The 14,265-nt window shown below is 35.1% G+C and carries 13 protein-coding genes; 7 read left to right on the forward strand and 6 right to left on the reverse strand.

The annotated features are described in order from the left end of the window. Positions 1–232 precede the first annotated feature (232 nt). From bglX to nirK, 6 genes are all read right to left on the reverse strand, one after another. The gene (bglX, locus tag PMI10_RS11630) at positions 233–2,515 is read right to left on the reverse strand and encodes a beta-glucosidase BglX (protein WP_007807997.1); all 2,283 of its coding nucleotides are present in this window, start codon (positions 2,513–2,515) and stop codon (positions 233–235) included. A gap of 380 nt (positions 2,516–2,895) precedes the next feature. Next, positions 2,896–4,173 carry an alginate export family protein gene (locus tag PMI10_RS11635; protein ID WP_007807999.1) on the reverse strand — a complete coding sequence of 426 codons (1,278 nt, stop codon included), beginning with the start codon at positions 4,171–4,173 and terminating at the stop codon, positions 2,896–2,898. A 23-nt stretch (positions 4,174–4,196) separates the two neighbouring features. Further along, on the reverse strand, positions 4,197–4,784 hold the full coding sequence (locus PMI10_RS11640; RefSeq protein ID WP_007808001.1) for an SCO family protein: 588 nt from the start codon (positions 4,782–4,784) through the stop codon (positions 4,197–4,199). 27 nt (positions 4,785–4,811) lie between these two features. Next, the gene (locus PMI10_RS11645; protein WP_007808003.1) at positions 4,812–5,582 is read right to left on the reverse strand and encodes a formylglycine-generating enzyme family protein; all 771 of its coding nucleotides are present in this window, start codon (positions 5,580–5,582) and stop codon (positions 4,812–4,814) included. A 20-nt stretch (positions 5,583–5,602) separates the two neighbouring features. Further along, on the reverse strand, positions 5,603–5,980 hold the full coding sequence (locus PMI10_RS11650; RefSeq protein WP_007808005.1) for a c-type cytochrome: 378 nt from the start codon (positions 5,978–5,980) through the stop codon (positions 5,603–5,605). A gap of 40 nt (positions 5,981–6,020) precedes the next feature. After that, positions 6,021–7,505 carry a copper-containing nitrite reductase gene (nirK, locus tag PMI10_RS11655; protein WP_007808007.1) on the reverse strand — a complete coding sequence of 495 codons (1,485 nt, stop codon included), beginning with the start codon at positions 7,503–7,505 and terminating at the stop codon, positions 6,021–6,023. A 394-nt stretch (positions 7,506–7,899) separates the two neighbouring features. On the opposite strand from nirK, the gene ric reads away from it, so the two are divergent. The 7 genes from ric (at position 7,900) to PMI10_RS11685 (ending at position 14,019) form a co-directional block, all read left to right on the forward strand. Further along, positions 7,900–8,631 carry an iron-sulfur cluster repair di-iron protein gene (ric, locus tag PMI10_RS11660; RefSeq protein ID WP_007808009.1) on the forward strand — a complete coding sequence of 244 codons (732 nt, stop codon included), beginning with the start codon at positions 7,900–7,902 and terminating at the stop codon, positions 8,629–8,631. 29 nt (positions 8,632–8,660) lie between these two features. Then, positions 8,661–10,778 carry a ribonucleoside triphosphate reductase gene (locus PMI10_RS11665; RefSeq protein ID WP_007808012.1) on the forward strand — a complete coding sequence of 706 codons (2,118 nt, stop codon included), beginning with the start codon at positions 8,661–8,663 and terminating at the stop codon, positions 10,776–10,778. Positions 10,779–10,865: 87 nt separating this feature from the next. Next, positions 10,866–11,030: an anaerobic ribonucleoside-triphosphate reductase gene (gene nrdD / locus PMI10_RS21890; protein WP_007808020.1), complete on the forward strand. Its 165-nt coding sequence runs from the start codon at positions 10,866–10,868 to the stop codon at positions 11,028–11,030. Continuing rightward, positions 11,014–11,703, forward strand: a complete 690-nt coding sequence (locus PMI10_RS11670) for an anaerobic ribonucleoside-triphosphate reductase activating protein (RefSeq protein WP_007808022.1) — start codon at positions 11,014–11,016, stop codon at positions 11,701–11,703. The genes nrdD and PMI10_RS11670 overlap by 17 nt, the downstream gene beginning before the upstream one ends. Positions 11,704–11,706: 3 nt before the next feature. After that, positions 11,707–12,918, forward strand: coding sequence for a hypothetical protein (locus PMI10_RS11675; protein WP_007808024.1), 1,212 nt, complete (start codon positions 11,707–11,709; stop codon positions 12,916–12,918). Further along, positions 12,915–13,364, forward strand: a complete 450-nt coding sequence (locus tag PMI10_RS11680) for a CopD family protein (RefSeq protein WP_007808026.1) — start codon at positions 12,915–12,917, stop codon at positions 13,362–13,364. The genes PMI10_RS11675 and PMI10_RS11680 overlap by 4 nt, the downstream gene beginning before the upstream one ends. 220 nt (positions 13,365–13,584) lie before the next feature. After that, on the forward strand, positions 13,585–14,019 hold the full coding sequence (locus tag PMI10_RS11685; RefSeq protein ID WP_007808028.1) for an RrF2 family transcriptional regulator: 435 nt from the start codon (positions 13,585–13,587) through the stop codon (positions 14,017–14,019). Positions 14,020–14,265 lie beyond the last annotated feature (246 nt).

The following is a 14,265-nucleotide window of genomic DNA, read 5'->3' on the forward strand; positions in this document are numbered from 1 at the left end:
TATTATTTTCGATTTTGGAAATAAAAAATTGCAATTGATTTTAATTATTTATAAAACAATATTAATAAAACTAAACAGAATACTTGCTGTTTTACTCAAATTTACCATATTACCAAAAACCTGAGCCGATTAATAATCTCAAAAAGATTAATCGTACTCAGGCAATAAGGTTTTTGAAAAAAAATACTGTTCTTGAAAGGATTTATTTTTTTGTCTTTAAGTTTTTCAGCATTTATTTTAATTCAAACTTGCTGCTAAGTCCCTCATTAGAATTCCATCCGACCATGACATTAAAAAGGCCGGATTCTACTAAAAATTTTCCCTCGTTGTTATAAAAACCAAGTGCTGCATCAGTTAATGTAAATTGAACTGTTTTGGTTTCTCCCTTTTTTAATGCAACAAGTTCAAAACCTTTTAATTCTTTAACCGGTCTGACAATACTCGCTGCAACATCATTTATATACAATTGAACCACTTCTTTCCCGTCAAAATTACCTGTATTGGTGACCTCAACAGAAAGTTCTATTTTTTCTCCTTTCCTGAACGAAGTTTTTGATATTTTTAGATTTTTATATGCAAAAGAAGTATAGCTTAATCCATAACCAAAGGGATATAAAGGCGTTTTTTCGATATCAGTATAATGTGACCAAAAAACATTTTGATCTTTATCTGTCGGTCTTCCCGTATTGTACAAGTTGTAGTAAATTGGGCATTGGCCAACATTTCTCGGAAATGACATTGTTAATTTACCACTTGGATTGTAATCTCCGTATAAAACCTGAGCGATTGCATTTCCAGATTGAGTTCCTAACTGCCAGGCTTCAACAATAGCGGGAATATTCTCTGCTGCCCACGGTAATGCTAACGGACGTCCATTATTTAAAACCAAAACGATATTTGGATTTACTTTATAGATTTCTTCCAATAATTGCTGTTGATTACCAGGCAGGCCTAATTCCGTTCTACTGCGTCCTTCGCCGCTTTGAAAACCAATTTCACCTAAAACCATTACTACAACATCAGCATCTTTTGCTGCTTTTTTTGCCGCTTCAAATCCGGAAAAATCAGTCGTATTAATTTTTACTTCGTCAACAAAAGCTTGTTTATTTATAGTTACATCCGTTCCTTTTTCATAGACTAACCTGTTGTTTTTGTATTGCTGCATCCCTTCAAGAACCGATATTGCTGTATTGTCATCAGCAGCAATTCGCCAGCTTCCCAGAGGGCTGTTTTTATCATTTGCCAAAGCACCGATTAAAGCGATTTTTGTTCCTGTTTTTTTTAATGGTAATAAATTTTTATCATTTTTCAATAAAACAATCGATTTTTTAGCCATGTCCAGAACGCCATCATTATTTGCCTTGTTGCCAATACTTGATTTTTCACGGGCTTCATCACAATATTTGTATGGATTGTCAAACAGGCCAAGTTCAAATTTTACCCGAAGAATTCTGCGGACAGCGTCATCAATCACACTTTCTTTAACCAATCCTTTTTTTACTAATTGAACCAATTCTGTCACATAAACATGTGATTCCATATCCATGTCAGAACCGGCAATAACGGCTTTTTGAGCTGCATCGGCACCATCAGCTGCATAACCGTGTGTAATCATTTCGGCTATAGAAGCCCAGTCAGAAACAACAAAACCATTAAATTCCCAGGCTCCTTTTAAAATATCTCTCTGCAAAAAACTGTTTCCGGTTGCAGGGATACCATTCAATGTATTAAATGAATTCATAAAAGTACGTACTTCTGCATCGACTGCTGCTTTAAAAGGAGGTAATACGCTGTTGTATAACTTAGAATTACTCATGTCTACACTATTATAATCGCGACCTGCTTCTACAAAACCATAAGCTGCAAAATGTTTGGCGCAAGCTACAATTGAGGTATTATCGTTTAAACTCTTTCCTTGAAAACCAGTAATTCTTGCAGTAGCAATTTTACTTCCCAGATAAGGATCTTCACCGGCACCTTCCATAACTCTTCCCCATCGTGCATCATTCGAGATATCTACATTAGGAGCAAAAGTCCAGTTTAATCCAGAAGCAGAAGCTTCAACGGCAGCAACCCGGGCTGAATTTTTAATTGCTTCTAAATCCCAACTTGCGGCTTCTGCCAATGGAATAGGGCTGAGGGTTTTATAACCATGTATCACATCAAAACCAAAAATTATCGGAATCCCAAGACGGGTTTCTTCTACAGCAATTTTTTGTACTGCCTTGACCTCCTTAACCCCTCTTATGCTCAGCATAGAACCTACCCATCCTTTCTTTATATGATTGTATTTTTCTTCATTAGAACCCGATTCTGGTTTTGGTCCCGTAACATCCCATGAACCATTGTATTGATTCATTTGCCCTACTTTTTCTTCTAAAGTCATTTCTTTCATCAAAAGGGAAATCCGGTCTTCAATTGGTTTATTGGCATCCAGATGCTTTTTTGTTTGGGCATATCCGTTTCCAAAAACGATTAACAGTAAAAATGTATATTTGTTAATTTGTTTTTTCATCATTGTGTTTTTAGTTATTAGAGAGGTTTTTTAAATTCTTATATATGTACATCTTTTTTAGTATAATCTATTTTGAATATTATATATTTAGATGTACATGAAATCAGTAGAATTTTAAGATTGTAAATGTAGTTTTACAATATTGACGATAGTAGAAAATTTGAAGCATTCTGTAAAACAAATGATGTATTTGCATACCCCTACAATATAAAGAGATTGCTATTAAAGAGGAAAACTGATTTTTGAAATTTACTTTTTTAGTTTAAGTAAAGTAAGGGTGAATATGCAAAAAAAAAGTAATTGATAGTCCAATGCAATATAGGGTTATACAAAAACCTTTCTGATGAATTATAGTACTTTAGAAAGCTTTGAACTGAAAATTATTTTTTATATGAAAAAATTTGAGGATTTACATTAATCATTAACCAAGCCCAATTGTTTGTATGATCTACATCACCTCCTTTTAAAATTTGCATCGAATCTGTTCCAAACATTTGCGAATAACCACCAGAGATAGTTACATATTTATGAACAGAATAAGCTGCAGTAAAGTCAATTTCTGTTCCAAGATAAGAACTCGTTTTATTACCATTAACATCTAAAACAGTGTTTGCAGAATTAAAAACATGAGGCAATAAAGCAAATTGCCATTGATCTGTTTTGTAACCAAATTTCAAAAAAGCATCTTGCAAGCCTACGGAATTTCTATAATTTCCGACATAGAAATAATCCATATATCCATTAAAAGCATGATTGGTTCCAAAAACAGGATAAAATGATTTTATAGCTGAACTGGTATTTTCCTGACTTTTTCCGGAAAGATATTCGTAACCAAAACCAATTTTAAATTTATCGGTTACCAGATAATTAAAATTAATACCAACATCAAAAGCGCTTACTGTATTAGTTGCATTTTTTCCTGTTTGCCCATAAAACCATAAATCCCCATCCCAGGATTTTCCTTTAGCATTCCAATAGGTTCCAAAAGTTTGCATATAATCTACTTTTAGCTCCGGAAGAGGTGTAGGAATGGGCGGAGTTAATTTGTTTTCGTAACCGGTATTTAAAAACAAAAAACTCATATTTATTTTTCCTAATTCAGTGTGATACCACGCATATTGCATCGATTTGTAATTTGCCACGGTATAAGGTGTTGCAAGTTCAGTTTCGGTATTTGCATTATAAGCAATCGCTACATCCAAATGGTTTTTGTTACTTTTAAAAGTTGCCATCACAGCATCATGACTTTGTGCTTGTTGTGCCCAATCGACTTCACCAAAAATGCGTTGATTATCATACGAAATCACTTGACGGCCTAAACGTGTACTCCATTTTTCATTAAAATTGTATTGTACCCAAGCTTCATATAACTGAATTCCATTTACATCCGATTTAGTATTTGTGGGTACATCTCCCCAAACCCGAACATTTTGCATACTAAGTTTAGTAATAAATTGATCTTGCCTGAAATTCAAATTCAAACGAGTTCTGGATGAAACAAATTGAGCGGGTGTTTCTCCATAAGGAATTGGTGCTTTATACCCATTTCTAAATTCATAACGAGGTCTAATTTGCAAATTTGCGTCCAATTCCTGGGCAAAAGCATTGCTGCTGAACCCTAATACAAGGGTCAGAAAAATTATTTTTAAGCTATTCATTTTTTAGGTTTTTAAGGAAGGTTCTAATTTATCTTTTCGGCCTCTTCAGTAATTTTTTTAATCGTTGCATCAGAATTTACGCCCAAACCTTCTTGCTGAAATGTTAATTCTCCTTCGGTATTAAAGACGCTTATAATATTAGAATGAGAAAAATCTAAAGGAGCAATTTTCTTGTAATTTACTGCCAAAACTGCTGCAAATTCCCGGGTATTTTCTTCGGTAGATCTCAAAAACTCCCATTGCTCACCATCCATTTTGTTAGCAATAGCAAATTCTTTTAAGCGTTTTGGGGTATCAACTTCCGGATCAATACTTACTAATACAAGTTTGACATTTGGTTTGATATTATCAGGCAAACGAGATTCTATGTTTCGCATATCAGCTACTAATCTGGGACAAGCTGCTTTACAGGAAGTATAAATCATTACCATAACGAGTACTTTCCCTTTTAAATCCTTCATTTCAAGATTTTGTCCATTTTGATTGGTCCATTTTGAAGGCAGATTGTAAATGGATAAATCCGAAATCGGTTTGTCTTCAGATTTTTTATTAGTAGTACACCCTTGTAAAACTAAAAGGATTAACGTTAATCCCAAAAACAGTTTTTTCATTTTTTTTTAATGTAAATGGTTTAGAACCTATTTTAAATCTTTGGCGCAGCGGAAACCCAGATTTTTGGTAGTGTAATTGGCTTTCAGGCTGCCTCTGAAGGCATAACGCATAAAAGCGGCATAATTCATTAAATCGGTGGCATTTACGGATCCGCTTCCGCAAAAGAGATTTTTATCTGTAGCCTTATCTTTTCTGGACTCGCCGGAAAGAAATATACTGTTGAAATCTCCTGTCCATTCCCAAACCAAACCGTGCATATCATATACACCCCAGTAATTCCTGAAGGTTTGACCCACGGGATTCAGATAGGTTTTGGGTTTCTCATACCAAGACATAATGTATTTATTGAATTCTTTTTTAGAACGGGCATCAATACGTTTTTCATCGGCCATGGCCACATACTCCCATTCGTCCATTGTAGGCAGTCTTTTGCCCTGGCATTCGCAATATTTTTTGGCAGCAAACCAGGAAACATTAGTTATTGGAGCATTGCTTAAATTGTTTGTACCATAATCAAAATCACTTACCCATTGCGTCAGATAACTTTTATCGGCAAAGATCCCTTTCATTTTAGAACGACTGTAAGCAGGATATTTTTTGACAAAAGCAAGAAATTGTGCATTCGTCACCGGATATATATCGATGTTAAAAGAGGCAATATTGACCGGTTTTTCAGAAGTAGCACCATAAAGGGGGACAAAGCTGCCACTCTTTATGGATACCATTTTTACTTCTTGAGCAAAAAGAGTATCTACACAGAATGTAAAAAAGATTGTTATTGTTTTTAGTGCTGTCATTGGTACTCTTTTTTTGCTTATTATTTTCTTTGAGCTTTTACCATAGCTGTTGTTATCACTTTTTTATTATTCCCCCAATTAGAATATACATAGGTTAGAACATCTGCAATTTGTTGGTCACTCAAAGCCTGAGCAGGCATTGGTGTGGTGTACTTTTTACCATTAACAACCACCGGAATCTTAGATCCTTTGATTACTTGTTTGATGGCACGATTTACATCGGCATTCAAATAATCAGCTTTGGCTAATGGCGGAAATGCTCCGGGAATTCCTGCTCCGGTTGGTTGGTGACAAGCAATACAGGTTTTGGAATATACCGATTTACCATTGGCTGCATTTTGACTATAACCATACAAACCCACTCCCATCAATACGATACTTAATACAAGCTTTTTCATTTTGATTTATTTTTTAATTATTTTTTTGCTTTACTTTATTTTAATGTTCTGCAGTAGCTTTTGGTGCTGGCCTGGCTCTAATTGCTTTTACTTTTTCCGGAGTAATTACTGTTTTATTGTTACCCCAATTACTGTATACATAAGTCAAAACATCTGCTGCCTGTTCATCAGTAAGGTTTTGGCTGGTCATTACATTATTGAATTTCTTACCATTAACTGTGATTCCTCCACTCAATCCGTGCAGTACCGCACCAATTGCTCTGTCCGGATTAGCATTCAGGTAATCTGATTTTGCCAATGGAGGAAAAGCATTCGGAATACCTTGTCCTTCAGATTGGTGACAGGCATAACAGGTCCTGTCAAATAATTCCTTACCTGATTTAATTTGTTCAGAAACAGTCTTTGCAACAGTGCTTTTAGGAACGGATTTTCCTTTTGGCATCCCTTGAATGGTTCCCCCTTCCGGTAAATAAATTCCATCTTGTATGGTTCCGGAATATAATTTTTTATTTTCCTCGCCTTCTACTTTCAACATTCCAAGTGCTCCTTTATTAAAAGCCCTGAAAATAGAGTGATCAACTAATATAAAAGTTCCGGGAACATCCACTTTAAACTCAACAATAGCCGAACCTCCTGCAGGTATTAAAGTAGTTTGGACGTTTTTGTTGATCATTTCTCCTCCTTCAATATGTACTTTGTCGAAGATTTCTCCAATAACATGGAAAGAAGACACTAAATTCGGGCCTCCATTTCCCATATAAATACGCACAGTTTCTCCAACCTTGGCCGTTAAAGCCTTATCTCCGGCAATAGCTCCAACTTTTCCATTGAAAACTACATAATCGGGTTGTTCTTTTATGGCTTTATCCATATCAAAAGGTTGCGAACCCTGCTCCCCATAACTGCCTTTGGTATAAAAATCGCCTTGCATAACATAATATTCTTTATCAACAGGTGGCAAACCTCCTTCCGGTTCAACTAAAATCAACCCGTACATTCCGTTTGCAATGTGCATTCCAACTGGTGCTGTAGCACAATGATAGACGTACAAACCCGGATTTAAGGTTTTGAAACTAAACACTTTTTCGTGTCCAGGCGCTACCAACGATGAGGTTGCTCCTCCTCCGGGTCCGGTTACCGCATGTAAATCAATATTATGCGGCATTTTGTTATCCGGATGGTTTTTTAAGTGAAATTCTACCTCATCACCTACTCTGGTTCTGATAAAACTTCCGGGTACAGAACCTCCAAAAGTCCAATAGGTATATTTTACGCCATCAACCATTTCTCCTTCAATTTCTTTAATTTCCATGTTGACCACTAATTTTGTTGCTTCACGATTTCCTATAGGTTTCGGAACCAAAGGTGGTGCAGTGAGTTCGGCTGCTTGTTGTCCTTTCACTTCAATATTTTGATAATTTTTTGATTCTTCGCCTTCTTTTTTACAGGAAAAAAGCCCCACCAGAGCAAGCAACATTATAAAAATCACCCTTATTTGTCTGTTTAATTTAACCTTGGTTTTCATATTATTTTGGTTTGAAATTTATAGTGTAAAAATAAAGGACAAAAACATCCTTTATTATGATATTTGTCATGTTCATTACTTTTTTCTTTAGAAAATAAATCTTTAAGAGAAAGACTAATTACAACTGGCTATTTTTCCTTTAAAAAATAAAAACCGAATAAGATTGATCTCTTATTTGGTAAAAAAATCATTTAAAAACTAAATTGATATGATTTAAATCATATTCTCCTTTTCATAATTAAACGAATTTTACAGTATTAAAATAATACACTAAACAATAATCACACAATTGAAGAACAACGAATTAATGAATTGTTTTTAATTAAAAGGACAAGAACTCTTTTATTAAAACAATCATTGTTTTTGCATTAGAAACTTTTAATAAATAAAAATTATGGAAACTTTAGAACAAATTACAATAGGAGAATACGTAGCAAAAGATTTTAGAACAGCAGCTTTATTCTCAAAATACGGAATAGATTTTTGCTGTAACGGAAACAGAAGCATTGAAGAAGCCTGCAAGAAAAAAGCAGTCAGTCCAGATGTTTTATTACAGGAAATCGAAACTGTTCTGTCATCAAAAAGTGATTCCGGAATCGATTATAATGCCTGGCCAATTGATTTATTAGCTGATTATATTGAGAAAACACATCACAGATATGTATCAGAAAAAACACCGATACTACTGCAGTTTTTAGACAAGTTAAGCAGAGTACACGGAGCCAATCATCCTGAACTGCTTGAAATTAATGAACTCTTTAAAGGTTGTGCCGGAGAATTGGCACAGCATATGAAAAAAGAAGAGTTGATTTTATTCCCTTTTATCAAAAAAATGGTTCATGCTGCTATATCTGATGAATTAATTGAGCTGCCTCATTTTGGAACAATTGAAAATCCAATCGCCATGATGATGCACGAACACGATGCTGAAGGTGTTCGTTTTAGAAAAATAGCAGAGCTAAGCAACAATTATACACCACCTGCAGATGGTTGTAACACCTATAAAGTAACATTTGCTATGCTGGAAGAATTCGAACAGGATTTACACAAACACATTCATTTGGAAAATAATATTTTGTTTCCAAAAGCAGCTAAACTTGAAAAAGACTTCTCATCTCAAAAATAAGGAGAATCAACCACTAAGAATCAACCACTATGGAAAATTACGTCATCAAAAGAAATGGAAAGTACCAGCCATTTGAAAGTTATAAAATCAAAGATGCAATTGAAAAAAGCTTCCGGAGCATCTCCGTAGTTGTTGATGAAAGTGTTTTTGAAAGTGTTTTTGAAAGTGTAATTATTCAACTGGAAAATAAAGAAGTATGGTCTATTGAAGAAATTCAGGATTTAATCGAAAAAGAGTTATTCGATAAAAACCATTTTGATGTGATGCGTTCCTTTATGCTGTTCCGACACACCCGAAAGCTGCAGCGCGAACATCTTGAAGGTCTGAATGATGATACAACTTATGTCGACAGCACCCAAACAATTGAAGAATACATTCAACAAACGGATTGGCGCATCAATGCCAATGCCAACACTTCTTATTCTAACGCCGGACTCGTGAATAATGTAGCAGGAAAAGTTATTGCTAATTATTGGCTGGATAAAGTGTATTCAAAAGAAGAAGGATATGCACATCGGAATGGTGATCTTCACATTCACGATTTGGATTGTCTCACGGGATATTGTGCAGGCTGGAGTTTGCGTGTGCTGCTTAATGAAGGTTTCAACGGAGTAAGAGGCCGGGTGGAAAGCAAGCCTCCTTCTCATTTTAGGGAAGCTTTAGGACAAATGTCCAATTTTCTGGGTATTTTGCAAAGCGAATGGGCGGGTGCACAAGCCTTTAGTTCTTTTGACACCTATTTGGCTCCTTATGTATTCAAGGACAACCTCCCTTATAATGAAGTTTTAAAAGCCATACGGGGTTTTGTGTACAACCTGAATGTACCCGCACGATGGGGACAATCCCCGTTTACCAATATCACATTGGATTGGGTTGTTCCTGAAGATTTAAAAACACAAATTCCGACTAAAAATGATCATCATCTTTTTGAAAAGATCAATACTTCAGACCTTTTGGCAAGAGCCAAAAACAGAGGTGTTTCTAAAGTAACCCATTTGCGCTATGAACATTTTCAAAAAGAAATGAACCTTATCAATAAAGCGTATTATACCGTAATGACCGAAGGTGATGCCAATGGACAGCCTTTTACATTCCCTATTCCAACGGTAAATATCACCGAAGAATTTGATTGGGATGGCGAAAACACAGATTTACTTTTTGAAAACACTGCTAAAATTGGTTCTTCTTATTTCCAAAATTTTATTGGAAGTCAATATGTTTTGGACGAAAATGGCAATCAAACAGAAAATAAAAATGCCTACAAGCCCAATGCCGTTCGCAGCATGTGTTGTCGCCTGCAACTTGATTTACGCGAATTATTAAAACGTGGAAACGGACTTTTTGGTAGTGCCGAAATGACGGGAAGTATTGGCGTAGTAACTATCAATATGGCCCGTTTGGGTTATTTATACAAAGGTCACAAAGCAGCATTATTTCATCAATTAGATAAACTTTTGTTGATTTCAAAATCGACTTTAGAGAAAAAAAGAGTCTTTATTCAGGAAATGTACGATCGTGGATTGTATCCGTACACCAAACGTTATTTACAGCATTTCAGAAATCATTTTTCGACAATCGGTGTCAACGGAATGAATGAAATGATTCAGAATTTTACCCACGATAAAGACGATATAACTTCTGAAACCGGTATTGAATTCGCTTCTGAAATTTTGGAGCATATTCGTAACCGAATGAAACAGTTTCAGGAGGAAACCGGAAATCTTTACAATTTAGAAGCTACTCCGGCCGAAGGAACTACTTATCGTTTTGCCAAAGAGGACAAAAAACGTTTTGACGATATTATTCAGGCGGGACAGGGCGACAATATTTATTACACGAATAGTTCTCAAATTCCGGTAAATTTTACCCAGGACCCTTTTGAAGCTTTGATGCTTCAGGACCAATTGCAATGCAAATACACAGGAGGAACCGTTTTGCATTTGTATATGAGCGAAAGAATCAGCTCCCCGGAAGCCTGCAAAAATTTTGTCAAAAAAGTGATTACCAATTTTAAACTACCCTACATAACCGTAACGCCTGTATTCAGTGTTTGCCCTCTTCATGGTTATTTGAACGGAGAACATGAATACTGCCCAAAATGTGATGAAATTATTATTGAAGAAAAAGCGAAGTTTATTGAGATTTGAAAAAAAACAACCGCAAAAGGTTGCTAAGCTTTTCGCTTCTTTGTGACCAGCAGTAAACCTATAACCCATAACCTAAAAACAGTAAAAATGAAACTAACAACCAACGCGATTTTAGAACAAAATCAGGAATTACGCACCAAATGCCTGGTGTACACAAGAGTAATGGGCTATCACAGACCCGTAGAAAGTTTTAATATTGGTAAAAAAGGAGAACACAAACAACGAACCCATTTCAATGAAGGAAAATGTTAGTACCCCTATTTACAGTATTACGCCGTTCACTTTATTAGATTATCCACACCAATCGGCTTGCATTCTTTGGTTTGCAGGCTGTAATATGCGGTGTTTGTATTGTTATAATCCTGAAATTGTATTTGGAAAAGGAAGTATTTCTTTTGACAAAGCACTTCAGTTTCTCAAAAGCAGGATTCATTTGCTGGACGCTGTGGTTTTTAGCGGAGGTGAATGTTTATTGCATAAAAAAGCGGTTTCATTTATTACAGAAGTCAAAAAAATGGGGTTTTTAATCAAAATTGATACCAATGGTTCGCAACCTGAGATACTGGAAGAACTGATCAAAAAAGAACTCATTAATTATGTCGCACTTGATTTTAAAGCAATGCCTGCGAATTTTGAAAAAATTACCCGATCTAAACTTTTTATCCCTTTTGCAAAGTCCTTGCTTTTATTGCTGCAAAACAACATACCTTTTGAAGTTCGGACAACAGTGCATTCTGCTTTATTAAAGAAAGACGATATTCAGGAAATGATTTTTTTTCTGGAAAATCTGGGATATTCAGGAGATTATTACATTCAGCACTTCGTAAATGGTGCCTCGACAATAGAAAAACTTGGGCATTCATTTAAAGAATTAGAAAATCATAATCTTTCTACAGAAAAAATTAAAATTAATTACAGAGGATAAATTATGAGAAAGAGCTGGATTTTAATCTGTTTTGTCAATTTTTTTATCGCTTCATTGATGGGATTATGCCTTCGTTGGATGTATGTTGCGCCAATGGAAAAAGTTAATTTTCAGTTTTTAATGCACGGCCATTCACATGTAGCGATGTTGGGTTGGGTGTATTTGATGTTGTACTGTTTAATTTTTCATTTTTTTGTTCCAAAAGAAAAACAACAAAAACCCATCTACAACCGATTATTTTGGATAACAGAACTGGCAGTAATTGGAATGATGATTGATTTTCCGGCACAGGGATATGCTTTTGCTTCTATTCTTTTTTCGACTTTGCATATTTTTTGCAGTTACTTTTTTTGTTACTTAATTAAGAAAGATGCCAATCTAACTACATTGCCCGAAAAGAAGATGCTTCGTACGGCTTTATTTTTTATGATTTTTTCTACATTGGGTGTTTGGTGTTTGGGTCCCACAGTAGGATTGTTAGGAAAAGCAAGTGCTTTTTATCAAATTTCGATTCAGTTTTTTCTTCATTTTCAATTTAATGGCTGGTTTCTGTTTGCCGTTTTTGCTTTGTTTTTCAAACAGGTAAAACTTATTATTGAAGCTGAAAAATTTCGTTTGTTTTATAATTTATTTGTTGCTACGACTTTGTTAACATTGGCTTTACCAGTGAGTTGGTATTTGCCTAACCCTGTTTTTTACTGGTTAAATGCTCTTGGAGTAGTGCTTCAGTTGTTTGCTGCGTTACTTTTTATACGATTTATTCGTCCGCAATTTCAATTCTTCTTTGCTGCTTTGCCAACGATAACAAAAACGGTTTATGGTTTTGCCTTGTTTTCATTGGCTTTAAAAGTAGTTATTCAATTGGTTGTTTTGATTCCCGAATTGGCACAGGTATCACATCAGATTAGGAACTTTGTGATTGGCTATATTCATTTGACGATGTTGGGAATTATTACGGGTTTTCTTTTTGGATTTGCCCTGCAAAATGATTTTTTAAATTCGCGAAACCGTATACAAAAATGGGGAATTGCAATTTTTTTACTTGGATTTGTCACAACCGAAATTCTTTTGTTTCTACAGGGCATTTGGTTTTTCTTTGGCAAAGGAGCATTTCCGAATTATTATCAAAATCTATTTTTATCCAGTATCTTTCTGCCGGCAGGTCTTTTATTTCTATCTGTTGAAATTTTAAAACTTAAACAAAAACTCCTATGAGTCACCATCTATTGTTAATCATTCATCTTTTGAGTGCCGCCATTTGGGTTGGTGGTCATTTGTTGCTTGTCTTTGGCTTTTTGCCACAAGCACTAAAAGAAAAAAATCAAAATATAATTCTGAATTATGAAAGAAAGTACGAACCTGTAGGAATGACTGCTTTGGTTTTATTGGTTATCACCGGGATTTTGATGGCTTATCAATATGGTGTCAGCATTGAATATTGGTTTCAATTTGAAACACCTATAGAAAAAGTAGTTTCAACAAAATTAGCTTTGTTATTATTGACGGTTCTTTTTGCATTGAGCGCTCAATTCAGAGTGCTTCCCAAGCTTGAAAAAAGTAATGAGAAATTACCCGAAATGACTTTTCATATAGTATCAGTTACCGTAATTGGCGTTTTGATGGTTATTTTTGGATCTTTTGTGCGTTTTGGAGGATTTTGATTTATAAAAAAATGCTGTCGTTTAGCAGCTGCTCGCGTGAGGGGTTGCAGTGGAGCTCTTTTTTATACCGTTTTTTTACGGTATAAAAAAAGCGGGAACGTAAAACCCGACCCGAAGTTTTTACGGAGGGGCACGCCCGGATAAAATTTTCGTTAAAACTTCCTTTTAAAGTTCGGAATAGGGACTAAAACTTATTTCTTAAATTTGTAAAAAACCGATTATGTTTTCTAAAACCTGTGAATATGGCATTCGTGCTACTATTTTTATTGCTTCTCAATCGTATCAGGGCAATCGTACCGGCTTAAAAGATATTGCAAAAAAAATAGATTCCCCCGAAGCTTTTACAGCCAAAATTCTTCAAATCCTATCGAGAGACAACATTATCAATTCCATAAAAGGAGTTGGCGGTGGTTTTGAGATTCCTAAGGAAAAGATGAAAGAAATTAAATTAGCGCAAATAGTAAATGCGCTGGATGGCGACCGCATTTTTACGGGCTGTGGCTTGGGATTGACCAATTGTTCTGAAGAACATCCTTGTCCGATGCACTACAAGTTCAAATCTATTCGAAACGATTTGGTTTTTATGCTCGAAAATACCAATCTGGAAGAATTGGCTTTGGGAATTAAATCGGGAGATACTTTTTTGAGATATTAGTTTTTTGTGCCAAAATGAAGCTTTTATTTACAAGAGCGGAACAAAATCAAATCCGTCAATTGCTTAAACTTATTTGACAAAGCTGCAAAACCTGCGCAGCGGGCTTCATTATTTCAACTATTCATTACGACAAAAAAACCGTCAAACAACATTTAAAACGTTCTTTTTTAAGTATTTACTAAAAATCTTATCCTGACCTTTAATTGTTTAAGTAAATAGTATTGTTTTTATGATTTGACTCATAAA

The sequence above is a fragment of the Flavobacterium sp. CF136 genome, assembly GCF_000282055.1.
Lineage (GTDB): Bacteria > Bacteroidota > Bacteroidia > Flavobacteriales > Flavobacteriaceae > Flavobacterium.

Bases quoted from the DNA above. Each gene is read 5' to 3' on its own strand.
- bglX (WP_007807997.1), bottom strand. From the start codon at position 2,515: ATGAAAAAACAAATTAACAAATATACATTTTTACTGTTAATCGTTTTT.
- PMI10_RS11635 (WP_007807999.1), bottom strand. From the start codon at position 4,173: ATGAATAGCTTAAAAATAATTTTTCTGACCCTTGTATTAGGGTTCAGC.
- PMI10_RS11640 (WP_007808001.1), bottom strand. From the start codon at position 4,784: ATGAAAAAACTGTTTTTGGGATTAACGTTAATCCTTTTAGTTTTACAA.
- PMI10_RS11645 (WP_007808003.1), bottom strand. From the start codon at position 5,582: ATGACAGCACTAAAAACAATAACAATCTTTTTTACATTCTGTGTAGAT.
- PMI10_RS11650 (WP_007808005.1), bottom strand. From the start codon at position 5,980: ATGAAAAAGCTTGTATTAAGTATCGTATTGATGGGAGTGGGTTTGTAT.
- nirK (WP_007808007.1), bottom strand. From the start codon at position 7,505: ATGAAAACCAAGGTTAAATTAAACAGACAAATAAGGGTGATTTTTATA.
- ric (WP_007808009.1), top strand. From the start codon at position 7,900: ATGGAAACTTTAGAACAAATTACAATAGGAGAATACGTAGCAAAAGAT.
- PMI10_RS11665 (WP_007808012.1), top strand. From the start codon at position 8,661: ATGGAAAATTACGTCATCAAAAGAAATGGAAAGTACCAGCCATTTGAA.
- nrdD (WP_007808020.1), top strand. From the start codon at position 10,866: ATGAAACTAACAACCAACGCGATTTTAGAACAAAATCAGGAATTACGC.
- PMI10_RS11670 (WP_007808022.1), top strand. From the start codon at position 11,014: ATGAAGGAAAATGTTAGTACCCCTATTTACAGTATTACGCCGTTCACT.
- PMI10_RS11675 (WP_007808024.1), top strand. From the start codon at position 11,707: ATGAGAAAGAGCTGGATTTTAATCTGTTTTGTCAATTTTTTTATCGCT.
- PMI10_RS11680 (WP_007808026.1), top strand. From the start codon at position 12,915: ATGAGTCACCATCTATTGTTAATCATTCATCTTTTGAGTGCCGCCATT.
- PMI10_RS11685 (WP_007808028.1), top strand. From the start codon at position 13,585: ATGTTTTCTAAAACCTGTGAATATGGCATTCGTGCTACTATTTTTATT.